Consider the following 15265-nt stretch of genomic DNA (forward strand, 5'->3'; position numbering starts at 1 on the left):
CCCCGCCGACCCGGCAGAATGACGGGAGCGAGTCATGGCGAACAACGGCGGTGACCGGGCCGAGGTGAACCGGGCCGCCACCGCGGGACTGGCCGACCTGCGACTCGGCGAGCTCCTCGACGAAGTCCGCGACCGGCTCGACGAGATCGCCGAGACCCGCGACCGCCTGCAAGGGCTCATCGACGCGATCATCGCCGTCGGCGCCGGCGTCGAACTCGACTCCACTCTCCAGCGGATCGTCCAGGCCGCCGTCGAACTCGTCGACGCCCGCTACGGCGCACTGGGTGTCCTCGGGCCGCACGAAGGGCTCAGCGAGTTCGTCTACGTCGGCATCGACTCCGAGCAGCGCTCGCACATGGGCCATCTCCCCGAGGGCCGCGGCCTCCTCGGACTGGTCATCGACGACGCGCACCCCATCCGGCTGCCCGACCTGAGCGCCCACGCCATGTCAGTCGGCTTCCCGGCCAACCACCCGCCCATGCACAGTTTCCTGGGCGCGCCGGTCCGGGTGCGCGACAAGGTCTTCGGGAACCTGTACCTGACCGAGAAACGCGGCGGGACGGAGTTCACCGCCGACGACGAGATCGTCCTGGGAGCCTTGGCGGCGGCGGCCGGGTTCGCCGTGGAGAACGCCCGCCTCTTCGAGGAGACGAAACTTCGGCAGGGCTGGCTGGCCGCTTCTTCCGAAGTACGGTCCGAGTTGCTCTCCGGCGCTTCCACCGATGACGCCCTGCACCTGGTGGCCAGGCACGCCAAAGAGCTCTCCGGCGCCGACAGTGTCCTCATTCTGACCAGTCAGGACGGTTCCATCGGGGACCTCACCGTCCTGGCCAACGCCAGCGTGGCCAGTCGGCCACTCGTCGAGAAGGCGATGACCACACGCTCTCCCAAACTGCTCGCCGTCGCGCGCACCGGCGAGCCGCTGTCCGTCTGTGATCTCAGGGGTCTGCTCGACGGGGACCTCAGCGATCACGACGAGGTTCTCGGTTCGGCCGTGGCGGTACCTCTGCGGTCCGCGCAAGGCGTCAGCGGTGTCCTGCTGGCCATCCGGGAGAAAGGCGGGAGGCCCTTCGACGCCGAACAGGTCCCCGTGCTGGCCTCCTTCGCCGACCAGGCGGCGCTGGCACTGGAGGCCGCCGACCGGCAACAGGCGCAGCGGCTCCTCGACGTCTTCGCCGACCGTGACCGCATCGCCAGCGACCTCCACGACCAGGTCATCCAGCGCCTCTACGCCGTCGGCATGAGCCTGCAGGGAACCGCGCGCCGCATCAGCGACCCGGAAGTCCGCGAGCGCATCGACGCAGCGGTCGAGCAGCTCGACCACACCGTCCGCGACATCCGGGGTTCCATCTTCGACCTGCACTCCACCGGCGACGAGGCGGGCAGCCTGCGGCGCCGGCTCCTCGACATCGTCACCGAACGCACCGCCGACACCGAAGTCACCTGCTCGGTGCGCATGTCGGGCGCGGTCGACACGATGGTCCCGCCTTCCATCGGAGCCCACGCCGAAGCGGTACTTCGGGAAGCCGTCAGCAATGTCATCCGCCACGCGGGCGCTTCCTCGGTGACCGTCACGATCGACGTCACCGAGGACTTGACCATCGACGTCCGCGACGACGGGCGCGGGCTGCCCGGGGACATCGCGCGCAGCGGCCTGGCCAACCTCGCCGAACGCGCCGAGTCCTTCGGCGGTCACCTCACCGTCGCCGGCGACAGTGGAGGAACACGACTCACGTGGCGGGTGCCCTTGCCTTAGGAGGCGCGTGGTCGTCCGCCGGATCGCAGACGCGTGAGGAGCACAGCGGCCTGGGTGCGGCGCCGCATGCCGAGTTTGGCCAGCAGGTGGGAGACGTAGTTCTCGACGGTCTTCTCGGGGGCGACGTGGCTGGGGATGCCGCCGGGGAAGGAGAACTGGCGGAACAGGCGGGTCATGCCGGCCTCGTCGCGGCTGATGGCGGGGTAGACCTCGCTGTAGGTGCCTTCCAGCCAGGTGTTGGCCACGATCGCGGGGCCACCGTGACCGGGGCCGGTCCGGCTCGGCTCGGCTCGGCTCGGCTCGGACCTTGTACCCGGGTGCTCGCTCGCGGACTCGCGGGACGCTTCCGCAGGAGGTGGCTCACGAAGGCCCGGAGCGGACCGCCGGCGATCGGGCGTGCGGTCGGGGCCCGGTTGCATCCGCTGCTCTGGACCGGTAGCGGCGTGTGGAGAACTTCCTCGGCCGGGGATAGGCCCGAGCGGTCCGAGCCGGTGATGTTCGGCTCCTACGATGTCGCCTTGGAGTACCAGCGGCGAGATGCCGGAAGCGGAAAGCCGGTGAATTGCGGATTGAACGCGAGATCGGTGGACGGCGTGATCTGTCTCTACGTGATCATCGGCGACCTGGACAACGGTGACCTCTACTCGCTCCGCAAGGAGCCCTGATCAGGCGACGGCGCGAACCCAGGCCCCGCTTTCCGCAGCGCGCCCCCATCGATCAGTTCGAGCGGAGCCCCCCGCCGTACAGCGCAAGTCGCGGCGAGGGGTTGTGCACACCGCGGGGGCGGTATCCGAGCCGGTCGGACAGGCCGGCCAGGTCGCACAGGTACCAGAGGATCGCCAGCCACATCTCGGTGCCCTGGAGGCCGGGAGTGGACTCGGGGCGTGCTCCGGCGGTGGGCGACGGCGCGGCGAAGCCGAAGCCTTCGTTCGGCGTCCATTGCTCGAGCAGGTGGGGGATGAGAACGGTCGCCCGTGATCGCACCTCTTCGGCTCGGTAGCCGGTGTGGCGGGTGATCCAGAGGGGGTAGGCGATGTCGAGGACGTTGCAGGCGTTGAGGTTTTCGGGGGCGAAGCGGGTGGCGTCGTGGAGGTGGCGCAGCACCGTGTCGATGACGCGTTCAGGGTAAGGGACGGGTATGCCGAACTGGCCGAACGTGCCGCGTGTCGCCCGGTACCAGCCGTTGACCGCCGGCAGGAGGTCACCGTGGTCGACGCGGCCCCACATCCCGGTGCCGGGATCGACGCGCGTCATCATCCAGCCCAGCAGTGCCTCTTCGCAGCCGGTGGGGTTGCCGTGGCCGTTGAGCCGGTTCCAGGTCATGGCGGTGCCGAGGGCGTCGATCTGCGACCCGGCCTCCCAGGGGTTCTCCGACCAGCGGAGTCCGTCGAGCCAGGCGACCAGCGTCTCCGGAGTCCGCGCCGGGCTCAGGGAGATGGGGAAGGGGAACGCACTGCCGAGCAGGTCGAGGGCGTATCCGACGCTGAGGGCGTGGTAGGCGGCGGTCCCGTTGTCGAGACTCAGGGGACCGTCGTTCTCGTCGAGCTGCCCGACCAGTCCTGACGCGGGGTCCTGCCAGGATCGCAGGCGGGCGACCTGTTCTTCCGCCGGCAGTTGTTCCGGCGGGCCGCCGAGGAGCAGGTCGGCGATCTCGACGGCGTCGCACTGGGCCCGCACCGTCGCCTGGACGCCCGGTCGGTCGGCGAACCGGGCGGTGGCGGGGTTCCAGCGGCGATCGAGCAACGTGGTGGCCTCGCGCCGTGCACGGCCGGCGAAGGCGGCGACGGCCTCGCCGAGGCCGTCGCGGGTGGAATCGGGGCGCAGGCGCGGGACACGCCATTTCAGGACCCTGGCGGGATTGCCGCCGACGATCGCTCCGGCCGGCACGTCCTTGGTGACCACCGCACCCGCCGCCAGGACGGAGTGGCTCCCGACCCGGACGCCGTCGAGAACGATGACATGCGAGCCGACCCACACATCGTCCCCGACGGTGATGCCCCGCGCGGTGATTCCCTGGCTGATCACGGTCGCCTCGGGGTCGCCGATGTCGTGGTTGAAAGCGATGATCGAGGTGTGGGCACCGATCCGCACACCGTCGCCGATGGAGATCTCCCCGCGCACGACGGTGTAGGGGTTGATCGTGGCGTCGTCGCCCATGGTGATGTCGCCGCTGAGGTAGGCGCCGGCGGCGATGTAGCTGCGGTCGCCCAAGCGCAGACGGTCGTTCTGGATCGCGGCGAGAGGCGACACGAAGCAGTCGGCGCCGAAGACGTAGCCGCGCTTCGACCGCAGGGCGGCCTGCAGTTCGAGCTGCCGCGCTCGCTCCTCAGGAGAGGCGGACTCCCAGAAGGACCACGGTGAGAAGTCGAAGTGGTTCTCCTCGTACGGGAGGGAGGCCGACGTGAGGCTCCCACCCGAGTCCGTGCCGGTACCCATGCGACCGCGACCTCCCGCTGAGGAATTCGAAACCCGAACCGCCACAGTAGGCGCGCGGTGTGGAAAGCGCTATCAGGGGGCGCGGGCTTCCCACTGGGACGCACGCGACTCCCAAGACGGGGATCTGGATCACGGCCCGCAGCTCGACGGTGTCCGCGACGTCGCGCGGGGGCGGCCGCCCACCCGCTTTCATCGCGAACTACCGGACGCCACCGCGCTGGTCGGGGGAGTATCCGGCTTAGACCCCGGCGCACGGCCGGACCCCGCGACCACCGCCACAAGGAACTTTCCCCCGCGATGTCGAGAACACATCGGCGGCTCCGTCCCCGGTACAACAGCGGCCACGACCGGCCGCGCGACGAAGGAGAAGCACCAGCAATGAGCGTCCAGATGCATCACGTCGGCGTCGTCGTCAACGACCTCGACGCCGCCATCGCGTTCTTCACCGCACTCGGCATGGAGCTGGAGGGCGAGGCCCCGATCGAGGGGTCGTGGGTGGACCGGATCAACAACCTGGAGGGCATCCGCCTCGACATCGCGATGATGAAGACCCCCGACGGCGAGGCCCGGCTCGAACTGACGAAGTTCCACTCCCCGGCACTGGTCAGCACCGAGCCGGAGATCGCCCTCGGCAACAAACTGGGCCTGCGCACCCTCATGTTCTCCATCGACGACCTCGACGCCACCCTCGCGGCCCTGCGCACGCACGGCGGGGAGCCCGTCGGCGAGGTGGTCCAGTACGAGAACCTCTACCGGATCTGCTACGTCCGCGGGCCCGGCGGGGTCATCGTCGCGCTGGCCGAGCAGATCTCCTGAGCTCGGCGCCGACCGACAACGAGACGGGAGGAGCATCACCGTGCGACCCGACGAGATCACCGAGGTCCTGAACCGGCCCGGCAGCCGCGAACTGCCGGCCCGCGACCTGACCCGCCTGGCCTACATCGCCAAGGACGGCACGCCCCGCAACATTCCGATCGCGTTCGTCTGGAACGGCTCGGAGATCGTCATGTGCACCGCGAAGAACGCCCCGAAGCTCTCGGCCTTGCGCGACAATCCGGCGGTCGCCCTGACGATCGACACCGAGGTGCATCCGCCCAAGATCCTGCTCATCCGAGGGCGGGCCGAGCTGGACTTCGTCGACGGGATCCCCGACGAGTACCTCAGCGCGACCAGCACCTACGAGATGACGCCGGAGCAGCGGGTCGAGTGGGAGGTGGAGGTGCGCTCGCTCTACCACGACGGCATGGTCCGGATCGTGGTCACGCCGACCTGGGCGAAGCTGATCGACTTCGAGACGACCTTGCCGAGCGCGGTCGAGGAGCTCATCCGGCGGCGAGAGGAGCGCCGGGTCGGGTGAGCCTGCGCGGGGGCGGGTTCCGGGGACGCCGTGACCCGACCGTAGCCCGGCCTTCGGTGACCGTCCCCACCGAATCCCCGAACCGCCCGGACTCGTCCTTCGCCTCCCATAGGCTGAATACATGGAGTCTCGTCACCCGATATCGGGAGACGCCCGGCCTCCCGAACCGCCGGGTGCGACCGCCTCTCCGAGGTGGCCGAGCGACCATGGCGCATCTCCCACCCGCCTCGCCCCGCTCCGGGGCCGGCGCCGCGAGCCGACGGTGAGGCTCCTTTTCGTTCGGGTATCCCGCAGTGAGCAGAAGAGGGAGCCATCATGATCACGATCAGGGACGTAGCCGAGGAGTTCGCCCGCAAGAGCGGCGACTCGATGGACACCGCGCTGACCGTCGTCACCGCCCAGGCCGCGCGCCTCGGCGTCGACACCGGCGGGGTGGTGCGCGCCCCGGACCTCGACCTCGGCGACACCGCCGAACGCGTCCGGGAAGTGTGCCTCTCGGCGGCCGACTGGGAGTCGCAGGGCGCCTCCCGCTACGGGCCGGGGACCGGCCCGCTGTAGGAGACCCGGGCCCTCGCCGAGGGCAGGGTCACCACGAAGCAGGCACCGGTCAGTTCCAGCGGCTCGTCGGCGACGACGTGTCCGCCCAGGCCGGTGACCAGGTCGCGGACGATCGCAAGGCCCAGTCCGCTCCCGCCGCTGTCGCGGCCGCGCGCGTCGTCGAGCCGGGTGAAGCGCTCGAAGACACGTTCGCGGTCGGCGGCGGGAATTCCCGGGCCGTCGTCCTCGACGACCAGGGTGACCGTGTCGTCCTCGTCGCCGACGACCACGCTCACGGCTATCACGCCGTCGGCGTGGCGCTCGGCGTTGTCGAGAAGATTGCGCAGGATCCTGGCGACGGTGGGTTCGTCGCCGGGGACGGTCGCGGGGGTGTCGGCCTCGGCCTGGTAGACGAGGCTCCCATCCCCGAGGTGGCGGCGCTCGGCGATCTGCTCGGCGGCCGGTCCGGACAAGTCCACTGTGGACTGGGTGTCCACCGGCGCGTCGTCGAGCCGGGCGAGGAGCAGCAGGTCGTCGGTGAGGGCCTGAAGCCGGATCGCGTCCTCCAGCAGGCCTTCGGCGCGTTCCCGCCAGTCGGTGTCGTCCTCGTATCGCAGACCGATTTCGACGGCGTTGCGCAGGCCGGCGATGGGGCTGCGCAGTTCGTGGGAGGCGTCGGCGACGAACTCGCGCTGCCGCGCCAGCGCGTGGGCGAGACGATCGAGGGTGTCGTTGGTCGTCCGGGCGAGCCGGCTGATCTCGTCGTCGCCCGTGGGGACCGAAACGCGGTGATCGGTCTCGCGGGCGTTGATGGCCGCCATGGTGCGGCGGATGCGCTCGACGGGCCGCAGCGCGTGACCGGTGACCAGCCAGGCGATCCCGGCGACGAAGAGGACCAGCAGCGGGACGCCGAAGCCGAGCGCGCGGTCCAGCACGGCGACGGCCGCGTCGGCTTCCTCGGACGAGGCGAGCACCCACACCGACAGCACCGATGGCTCCCCGTCGTCGGCGGCCTCGGGGTGTCCGGCCGGGTGCGTGGAGACGGTCGTGTAGGCGGCATCGACCGGCTCGCCGGGAGCTCCGCCGGGTTCGAGGAAGTTCCCGGAGACGTCGCTCCAGAACACGACCTCGACGGTCTCGTCGCCCGAGACGGAGTCCCCGTCGATCTGGGGGATCGCGTACATGTGGAAACCGACGGTGAACGGCGTGCGGATCGTGTCCTCCCGGGGAACCAGGATGTCGCCGTCCCGCACGTTCTGCGGCGAGTGGCTCAGCACCGGCGCGAAGCGGGCTCCGGCCATGAACCAGCTTCCGTCGGCGGTCAGGGCGATCCACCAGACCTCGCTCTGCTTGGGGAAAGCCGAGGCGACGGAGGTCCCGGTCGCGGCGAACTCGGCGGCGATCGCCTGTGAGTCGGCGACGGCCTGTGCCCGCGCGGTGTCCATCATGGACTCGTGGACGTGGCCGCGCAGCCACAGCGCTCCGCCGCCGAAGGCGATCAGGGCCGCCAGCGCCGTCCCGAGGAACGCCCGCACCCGCACCGACCTAAGCATCGGCGACCATGCGGTAGCCGACGCCGCGGACGGTCTCGATGGTGTTGCGCCCGAAGGGGACGTCGAGTTTGCGGCGCAGCGAGCGCACGTAGACCTCGACGATGTTGACGTCGCCGGCGTAGGCGTGATCCCAGACCTCGTCGATGATGTCGGCCTTGGCGACGACCTCGCCCCCGTGCCGGGCGAGGGCCTCGGCGACGGCGAACTCCTTGGCGGTGAGGCGCACGTCGGCAGCTCCGCGCCGGCAGCGTTTGCTGACCGGGTCGAGCCACAGGTCGCCGACCCGCAGCGCGATGGGCCGCACCGCCCCGCCGCGCCGCAGGAGGGCGCGCAGCCGGGCGACGAGGACCACGTAGGAGAAGGGTTTCGACAGGTAGTCGTCGGCTCCGGTGTCGAGGGCCTCGGCCTCGTCGTACTCGCCGTTCTTGGCGGTGAGCATGAGGATCGGGACCTCGCTGCCGTCGCGGCGCAGGTGTTCGCAGACCAGGTATCCGTTGAGGCCCGGCAGCATGATGTCGAGGATGACGGCCGCGTACGGGTACGCACGGGCCGTCTCGAGCCCTTCGAGTCCATTATGGACGACGTCGACGGCGTAGCCCTCCTTGCGCAGCCCGGTCGCCAGGGTGTGCGCGAGTCTTCGCTCGTCTTCGACCATCAGCAGCCGCATGCCCACCAGTATCACCGGGTCGCGCGGGGGCTCCTGAAATCCGTTTCAGGAGCGGCGATCGAGGAGGACCAAGGGTATGGCAAGGAGCGCGAGCGCGGCTCCGATCAGGCACACCGTCGTCCACTCGGCGCCTTGTGCGAGCGCGCCCGCCGCGAAGACGGGCGTGAGGCTGATCCCCAGCTGGAAGGCGGAGACCGTGGTCGCGCCGGCGAGCGTCGGGGCGTCGGCGGCGATCGCGAAGACGCGACTGTAGACGGCCGGGTTCAGCACGAACGCGGCGACGCCCAGCAGGAACACGACGGGGACGACCGTCCAGGTCCGTTCGAGCGCGAAGACCATGGCGACCGACAGGATCGCCATGCCGAGCGCTCCGGTGAGCAGCGCCAGGTGCGGGCGGCGGTCGGCGACACGGCCGCCGACGGAGAGGCCGACGAAGGCGCCGAGGCCGAAGAGGGCGAGGATGGCGGGAATCCAGACCTCGGGGACGGCGGTGATGTCGGCGAGCATCGCGGCCAGGTAGTTGAAGGTGATCATGTAGGCGGCGGTGGTCAGGATCGTCACCGCGAACATGCCCCACAACCTCGGTCTGCGCATCGTGGCCAGTTCCCGCACCACGCTCGGCGCGACGGCCGGGCCCGTTTCGGTGCGGGCCGGGGGCAGTCCGGCGAGGCAGCCGGCCGCGCCCGCGGCGGTGAGGGCGACGACCGCCCAGAACCCGCCGCGCCAGTCGGTGAAGTGGCTGAGCAGGGTGCCGGCGGGGCCGCCGGCGACCATCGCGACGCTCAGGCCGCTGACGACGACTCCCGACGCGCGGGCGTTGCGATCGGGCGTGACGAGGCCGATGGCGGTCACCGAGGCCACGGCGAAGAAGCCCGCGTAGGCGATGCCCGAGACGAACCTGCTCAGCAGCAGCACCTCGTAGCCGCCCACCAGCCCGGCGACGACGCTCAGCGCGAACACGGCCTGGGTCGCCACCAGTGCCGTGCGGCGGGGCCAGCGCAGGCTCAGGACCGCGAAGGGCGGCCCGCCGACCACGACGCCGAGTGCGAACATGGTGATGAGGATGCCCGCCGAGGAGAGCGTGACGTCCAGGTCGGCGGCGACCGCCGGTAGCACTCCCGCCAGCAGGAACTCCGCGCTTCCCATCGCGAAGAGACTGAATCCCAGTAGATAGACCCCGGCCGGGAGCCTGTTCTCCGGGGCCTTCGCCGGCCGGTCTTGCGACTGCGTTGTTGCGTCCACGTGGACCACCTCCACGCACAGGATCGGGAGGCGTGCCCGTTTCCGGCAAACGGTCTTGCCGTTTCCGGGACGCATTTGCTTGACTGCCCACATGGACGAGCAGCCGACGGTGGACTCCGTGATCGAGCAGATCGCCCCGCGCCTTCGCCGCGCGCGGGAGAAGAAGGGCGTGAGCCTCGCCGAGCTCTCGCGGGCCACGGGCATCTCGACCAGCACGCTGTCGAGGGTGGAGTCGGCGCAGCGCAGGCCGAGCCTGGAGCTGCTGCTGCCGATCACCGCCGCGCTTGGCGTCGGCCTCGACGAGATCGTCTCGGCGCCGCGCATCCTCGACCCCCGCGTTCCGCAGCGGCCGGAGAAGTCGGGCGGCCGGACGCTGATCCCGCTGTCCCGGCACCAGGGCGAGCCCCGCGCGTACAAGATGACCATCCCGGCGCACGACGAGGAGCCGCACCTGCGGACCCACGCGGGCCACGAGTGGCTCTACGTCCTGCACGGGCGCCTTCGCGTGAAGCTCGGCGACCGCGACTTCGTCATGGGCGCCGGCGAGGCCGCGGAGTTCGACTGCCGGATCCCGCACTGGTTCGGCGCGGCCGGGCGCGGGGTCGTCGAGGTGCTCAGCCTCTTCGGCAAGCAGGGGGAGCGCATCCACCTGCGAACCGGGCGCGGCCACCGGTGACGCGCACCGGTGGCCGCCGGGAGGTCAGCCCACGGGCTGGCTGAAGCGCACCATGTTGCCGGCCGGGTCGCGGAAGGCGCAGTCGCGCACGCCCCACTGCTGGTCGGTCGGCTCCTGGAGGACCTCGGCGCCCGCGGCGCGGATGTGCTCGAAGGCGGCGTCGCAGTCCTCGGTGCGGAAGATCACCGCGCGCAGCAGGCCCTTGGCCAGCAGCCGCGCGGCGGCCTCCTTGTCGGCCTCGTCGGCGTTCGGGTCGCCGACCGGCGGTTCGAGGACGATGGCGATGTCCGGCTGCGACGGCACGCCGAGCGTCACCCACCGCATCGTCTCGTAGCCGACGTCGTTGCGGACCTCCAGCCCGAGCGTGTCGCGGTAGAAGGTGAGCGCCTTGTCGTGGTCGTCGACGGCGATGAAGGTCTGTGCGAGTGCGATGTCCATGCACTTCAAGCTACGAGCGGGAGCCCGGCCGGGGCTTCTCGATTCCTGACCGATGCCCGCCGGCTCAGCTCTCGTCGGCGACCGTGCGCAGCATCCCTTTGAGGTCGGCCGCCGAACCGCTCGCGCGCAGCTTCTCCGTCCCGCCCCCGGTGCGGCGGTGGTACTCCAGATGGATCACGTCGCGGGCGGCGCCGACCGCGTCGACGAGTCCCGTCATGACCGCCGCGGCCGCACGCCCGTCGGTTTCCTCGCCGAAGCGCAGGACGGGCAGCCAGCAGGCGCCGTCCTCGGCGTCGACGTGCCGGCGGGCGCCGGGCTCGTCGGCGTAGACGACCTCCCAGCCGAGCCCGCGCAGAGCCTCGGCGACATCCCGCGCCTCCACGGGGTAGATCCCCGGCGAGGTGTCGCGCGGGATCTTGTCGAGACCTGGGAAACCCGGTGTGACGGTGACCGACGGCATGGAAATCCCCCTCGTGCGTCGAGTGGCCGCGACGATGATCGCACGCGCCTCAGTCGAAGCGCTCGCCCACGATGGCCAGCGCGTCCACGCGCAGCTGGTCGAGGCTGCCGTCGGGCTGGTCCAGCCAGTGCTGGAAGGCGACCCGCATCGAGGTGAGCGTGGTGGCGGCCAGCAGTCGCGCGCGCAGAGGTTCGGCCTTCTCCGGTGGCATCCGGCTGGTGATCTCGGCGGCGAGCGAGCGCTCCACGGCTGCGTAGGTCGCCGCCTGGTGGGTGGCGAGGCTGATGTGCCGGCGGACGACCCGCAGCTTCTCCAGGAACTCCTGGTCGGCGCCGGTGCCCTCGGCGTTGAAGCCCTCGACGGCGTGCGTCAGCGCCTCCCAGGGCGTCTCGGCGGGCGGGCGCTCCCGCACGAGCTCGATGAAGCGCCGCAGCCGCTCGTGGTCGGTGTAGAGCAGCGCCTCCTCCTTCGACGCGAAGTGGTTGGAGAAGGTGCGGCGGGACACGTCGGCGGCGTCGCAGATCGCCTCGACCGTGACCTTGTCGAGGCCTTGGTCGACGGCGAGGCGGACGGCCGCCTGGTGGAGGGCCGTGCGCGTCGCCATCTTCTTGCGTTCGCGCAGGCCGGCGTTGGTGTCCATCGCGCCGATCCTACCGTGATCCCCACCTCATTTCCCATTGGGAAACTTTGCCCAATGGGAACCAAGGTGAATGATTGGTTGTGCCATGCAAGAGACGACACGCGACACCGCCCTCGAAGACGACCTTCGCAACGGCCTGCGCGGCCTCCTGAAGACCATCAGGCTGCTGCGCCGCCGCTGGACCGGAGCGCACACGATGCACCCCGGCGTCATGCCGATGCTCGCCCAGATCGAGGAGATCACCGCGAGCACCGCAGGCGTCGGCTGCCACCTCAAGGACGTCGCCGAGGCGCTCGCCCTCGACACCTCGACCGTCAGCCGCTCCATCAGCGGCCTGGTCGCCCAAGGCCTCGTCGAACGCGTCCCCGACGCCAGCGACCGGCGTGCCTGCCTGATCACCCTGACCTCCGCCGGCGTATCCGCGCTGGCCTCCAGCCGCGATTGGTACGACGAGGTCTTCGCCGAGACCCTCGCCGGATGGGATCGCGACGAACTGCGCGCGTTCGCCGCCCAGATGCTCCGCGTCACCGACGACGTGGCCCACCACCTCGCGTCGGACCGGCCGAGCGCCTTCCCCCGACCCGTCGACCCCAAGGAGACCGCCTGATGGGCGAACCCGCCACTCAGATGAACCACCGGCAGATCCTCGAAGCCCTCAGCGGCCTCCTGCTCGTTCTGTTCGTCGCCATGCTCAGCGGCACGGTCGTCTCGACCGCGCTGCCCAAGATCATCGGATCGCTCAACGGCACCCAGGGGCAGTACACCTGGGTCGTCACCGCGACCCTCCTGACCGCCACCGCGTCCACGCCCATCTGGGGCAAGCTGTCCGACCTGTTCAGCAAGAAGGCGCTCATCCAGATCGCCATCGTCATCTTCGCCGCCGGCTCCGTGCTGAGCGGTGTCGCCCAGGACGCCGGGCAGCTCATCGCCGCCCGCGCCTTCCAGGGCCTCGGCGTCGGCGGCCTCCAGGCGCTGGTCCAGGTCGCCATCGCCGCCATGATCCCGCCGCGCGAACGCGGTCGCTACAACGGCTACCTCGGTGGCGTTATGGCCGTCGCGACGGTCGGCGGGCCCTTGCTCGGCGGACTCATCGTCGACTCGTGGCTCGGATGGCGCTGGTGCTTCTTCATCGGCGTGCCCGTCGCGGTCCTCGCCTTCTTCGTGCTGCAGAAGACCCTGCGCCTGCCCGTGCTGCGCCGCAAGGTCAAGATCGACTACCTGGGCGCCGCCCTCATCGCCGCCGGCGTCAGCCTGCTGCTGATCTGGGTCTCCTTCGTCGACCACAACTTCGACTGGATCTCCTGGCAGAGCGGCGCGATGGTCGCCGGATCCGTGCTGCTGCTCGGACTCGCCGTGCTGGTGGAGTCGCGGGCGGCCGAGCCGGTCGTCCCGCTGCCGATCGTGCGCCAGCGGACCACCGCACTGGCGATCCTCGCCAGCCTCGCCGTCGGCATGGCCATGTTCGGCGGTTCGGTGTTCCTCGGTCAGTACTTCCAGATCGGGCGCGGCTACTCGCCGACCGAGGCGGGTCTGATGACCATCCCGATGATGGCCGGCGTGCTCGGCTCCTCGATCATCGTCGGACGCCTGGTCACCAAGTCCGGCAAGGTCAAGCCCTACATCGTGGGCGGCGCGATCGTCCTCGTCGTCGGCATGCTCGGGCTGAGCACCATCGACCACGAGACCTCGCTGATCTACCTCGGCGTCTCCATGTTCGCCGTCGGCGCGGGTGTCGGCGCGACCATGCAGAACCTCGTCCTCGCCGTGCAGAACACCGTGCGGCTCAAGGACATCGGCGCCGCCTCCTCGTCGATCGCCTTCTTCCGCTCGCTCGGCGGCGCCGTCGGCGTGTCGGTGCTGGGTGCCGTGCTGGCCAACCGGGTCGCCGAGAGCATCACCCGCGACCTGACCGCCATGGGCGTACCCGCCGGCAACACCGAGGGCACCGGCAGCCTCAACCTCAACGCGCTGCCCCCCGCCATCGAGCACGTCGTGCGCGCCGCCTACGGCGACGCCACCGGGCGGATCTTCCTGATCGGCGCCGCCGTCGCCGCCGTCGGAGTGATCGCCGCCCTGTTCCTCAAGCCGGCGCCCCTGCGCAGCAGCCTCGACGTCCCCGAACCGGCCACCACCGCCGCGACGGCCGCCTCGTCGGTCGACGCCGCCCCCATGGCCGACGTCGAATTGCTCCCGCCGGGCGCCGACGACCTGCGCGAACCCTCCCGCCGCTGAACCCGCGGGGGTGGTCCCGTCCACCGGTCCACCCCCGTGCCAGAGCACCCCGTCCGGACAACGGCGTCCGGGCGGGTTTCGCCATGCCCGCCCCACCGCCAAACTAGATCGATGACACCACCCCGCCACCAGATCCGCGCCGCCCACACCGACACCACCATCACCGTCTACCAGGCATACGCCCCCACCATCGGCCTCCCAGCAGCCCGCGACGGACACTTCCCGCCGGCCTGGAAACGCGAACGCATGACCTGGATCAAACCCTCCTTCCTGTGGATGATGTACCGCTGCGGCTGGGGCAGGAAAGAGTCGCAGGAGACCGTGCTCGCCGTCGAGATCACCCGCACCGGATTCGAGACCGCCCTCCGCGACGCCTGCCTCTCCCACTACGACCCCACCGTGCACCCCGACCGCCAAACCTGGCAGCACAGCCTCAAGGAGACATCCGCCCGCGTCCAATGGGACCCCGAACGCGACCTGCACCTACGCCCGCTCGAACACCGCTCGCTGCAACTCGGCCTCAGCGGCAGGACGACCAACGGCTACGCCGACGAGTGGATCGTCGGGATCACGGACGTGACGGCGCTTGCCCACAGGATCGGCGGGCTGGTGGCGGAGGGGGAGCTGGGGGAGGCAGCGCGATTGCTGCCGGTGGAGGAGGCCTATCCGGCGGGGGAGGAGTTGCTGGGGCACTTGTGCGCGTGGCGGAGGGGGTGACGGGCTGAGGGGGTGGGGGAGCGGGAGGCGCTCGCGGGGTGGGTGCGGGGAGGAGAGGGCAGGGGAGGGGGCGAGCCGCGGGAAGAGGGGCGGGGCGCGGGGGAAGGGCAGGGGCGCCAGGTGAAGCGGCAGGGGGAGGGCGCCGTGTGGGGGTGGGGCGGGTTGGGAGAGGAAAGCGGGGCGAGTCGGGGGAGGAGTGGCCGCGCGCGAGGTGAGGTGCGCCCGGGCGGGCGGGGTGGCAGAGGGGGCGGGGGACGGGTGGCAGGGCAGGGAAGACGGTGCGACGGGGACGCGGCGGGGATAGGGGAGCGGGGAGGCAAGCCGAGCTGGCGTGGGGGAGGGGGAGGGGGATGAGACCTGTCAGATACGCGGTGGGCGGGGATGGCACTCGGGGCGGGGGCGGCGGGGCACAGAATTTGACGGGGAGGAGGACAGGGGACAAAGTCCGGCGGGAAGCGGGAAGCGGGAAGCGGGAAGCGGGAAGCGGGAAGCGGGAAGCGGGAAGCGGGAAGCGGGAAGCGGGAAGCGGGAAGCGGGAAGCGGGAAGCGGGACG

The 15265-nt window shown here is 70.8% G+C and carries 15 protein-coding genes and 2 pseudogenes; 8 read left to right on the top strand and 9 right to left on the bottom strand.

Going from position 1 to position 15265, the window contains the following annotated elements; genetic code table 11:
* Positions 1-34 precede the first annotated feature (34 nt).
* Complete coding sequence (locus tag AB0I28_RS12905; protein WP_357492684.1) at positions 35-1756, top strand: GAF domain-containing protein; 1722 nt, start codon at positions 35-37, stop codon at positions 1754-1756.
* Here the strand turns inward: AB0I28_RS12905 and AB0I28_RS12910 are convergent.
* From AB0I28_RS12910 to AB0I28_RS12920, 3 genes and pseudogenes are all read right to left on the bottom strand, one after another.
* Positions 1753-1872, bottom strand: a pseudogene (locus AB0I28_RS12910) (LuxR C-terminal-related transcriptional regulator); the annotation flags it as partial. The gene AB0I28_RS12905 and the pseudogene AB0I28_RS12910 sit on opposite strands and share 4 nt — an antisense overlap.
* Positions 1870-2031, bottom strand: a pseudogene (locus AB0I28_RS12915) (hypothetical protein); the annotation flags it as partial. The pseudogenes AB0I28_RS12910 and AB0I28_RS12915, both read right to left, overlap by 3 nt.
* 442 nt (positions 2032-2473) lie before the next feature.
* Positions 2474-4192, bottom strand: coding sequence for an acyltransferase (locus AB0I28_RS12920; protein WP_357492686.1), 1719 nt, complete (start codon positions 4190-4192; stop codon positions 2474-2476).
* Between the two features lie 378 nt (positions 4193-4570).
* Between AB0I28_RS12920 and AB0I28_RS12925 the strand changes: the two genes are divergently transcribed.
* From AB0I28_RS12925 to AB0I28_RS12935, 3 genes are all read left to right on the top strand, one after another.
* On the top strand, positions 4571-5008 hold the full coding sequence (locus AB0I28_RS12925) for a VOC family protein (protein WP_357492688.1): 438 nt from the start codon (positions 4571-4573) through the stop codon (positions 5006-5008).
* Positions 5009-5048: 40 nt separating this feature from the next.
* Positions 5049-5549 (top strand): pyridoxamine 5'-phosphate oxidase family protein, encoded by a 501-nt coding sequence (locus AB0I28_RS12930; RefSeq protein WP_357492690.1) that lies wholly within the window; start codon positions 5049-5051, stop codon positions 5547-5549.
* Positions 5550-5864: 315 nt separating this feature from the next.
* Positions 5865-6107, top strand: a complete 243-nt coding sequence (locus AB0I28_RS12935) for a hypothetical protein (RefSeq protein ID WP_357492692.1) — start codon at positions 5865-5867, stop codon at positions 6105-6107.
* On the opposite strand, the gene AB0I28_RS12940 is transcribed toward AB0I28_RS12935, so the two are convergent.
* Genes AB0I28_RS12940 through AB0I28_RS12950 form a run of 3 tightly spaced genes read right to left on the bottom strand, consistent with a single transcriptional unit; the run spans position 6080 to position 9548 of the window.
* Complete coding sequence (locus AB0I28_RS12940) at positions 6080-7639, bottom strand: HAMP domain-containing sensor histidine kinase (protein ID WP_357492693.1); 1560 nt, start codon at positions 7637-7639, stop codon at positions 6080-6082. The genes AB0I28_RS12935 and AB0I28_RS12940 overlap by 28 nt on opposite strands.
* On the bottom strand, positions 7632-8306 hold the full coding sequence (locus AB0I28_RS12945) for a response regulator transcription factor (protein ID WP_357492695.1): 675 nt from the start codon (positions 8304-8306) through the stop codon (positions 7632-7634). Before AB0I28_RS12945 ends, AB0I28_RS12940 begins: the two co-directional genes overlap by 8 nt.
* Positions 8307-8351: 45 nt before the next feature.
* Positions 8352-9548, bottom strand: a complete 1197-nt coding sequence (locus AB0I28_RS12950; RefSeq protein ID WP_357492697.1) for an MFS transporter — start codon at positions 9546-9548, stop codon at positions 8352-8354.
* A gap of 91 nt (positions 9549-9639) precedes the next feature.
* On the opposite strand from AB0I28_RS12950, the gene AB0I28_RS12955 reads away from it, so the two are divergent.
* Positions 9640-10224, top strand: coding sequence for an XRE family transcriptional regulator (locus AB0I28_RS12955; RefSeq protein ID WP_357492699.1), 585 nt, complete (start codon positions 9640-9642; stop codon positions 10222-10224).
* A 24-nt stretch (positions 10225-10248) separates the two neighbouring features.
* Here AB0I28_RS12955 and AB0I28_RS12960 read toward each other — a convergent pair whose 3' ends face one another.
* The 3 genes from AB0I28_RS12960 to AB0I28_RS12970 all read right to left on the bottom strand — a co-directional run bounded on the left by AB0I28_RS12960 (position 10249) and on the right by AB0I28_RS12970 (position 11762).
* On the bottom strand, positions 10249-10662 hold the full coding sequence (locus tag AB0I28_RS12960) for a VOC family protein (RefSeq protein WP_357492701.1): 414 nt from the start codon (positions 10660-10662) through the stop codon (positions 10249-10251).
* A 64-nt stretch (positions 10663-10726) separates the two neighbouring features.
* Positions 10727-11122 (bottom strand): hypothetical protein, encoded by a 396-nt coding sequence (locus tag AB0I28_RS12965; protein WP_357492703.1) that lies wholly within the window; start codon positions 11120-11122, stop codon positions 10727-10729.
* 49 nt (positions 11123-11171) lie between these two features.
* Positions 11172-11762 (bottom strand): TetR family transcriptional regulator, encoded by a 591-nt coding sequence (locus tag AB0I28_RS12970; RefSeq protein ID WP_357492704.1) that lies wholly within the window; start codon positions 11760-11762, stop codon positions 11172-11174.
* A gap of 85 nt (positions 11763-11847) precedes the next feature.
* On the opposite strand from AB0I28_RS12970, the gene AB0I28_RS12975 reads away from it, so the two are divergent.
* The 3 genes from AB0I28_RS12975 to AB0I28_RS12985 all read left to right on the top strand — a co-directional run bounded on the left by AB0I28_RS12975 (position 11848) and on the right by AB0I28_RS12985 (position 14711).
* The gene (locus AB0I28_RS12975) at positions 11848-12369 is read left to right on the top strand and encodes a MarR family winged helix-turn-helix transcriptional regulator (RefSeq protein ID WP_357492706.1); all 522 of its coding nucleotides are present in this window, start codon (positions 11848-11850) and stop codon (positions 12367-12369) included.
* Positions 12369-13994 carry an MDR family MFS transporter gene (locus AB0I28_RS12980; protein WP_357492708.1) on the top strand — a complete coding sequence of 542 codons (1626 nt, stop codon included), beginning with the start codon at positions 12369-12371 and terminating at the stop codon, positions 13992-13994. Before AB0I28_RS12975 ends, AB0I28_RS12980 begins: the two co-directional genes overlap by 1 nt.
* Before the next feature lie 111 nt (positions 13995-14105).
* Positions 14106-14711, top strand: a complete 606-nt coding sequence (locus AB0I28_RS12985; RefSeq protein WP_357492710.1) for a DUF4291 domain-containing protein — start codon at positions 14106-14108, stop codon at positions 14709-14711.
* The last annotated feature ends 554 nt before the right edge of the window (positions 14712-15265 follow it).

Source organism: Phytomonospora sp. NPDC050363, from assembly GCF_040655735.1.
GTDB lineage: Bacteria > Actinomycetota > Actinomycetes > Mycobacteriales > Micromonosporaceae > Phytomonospora.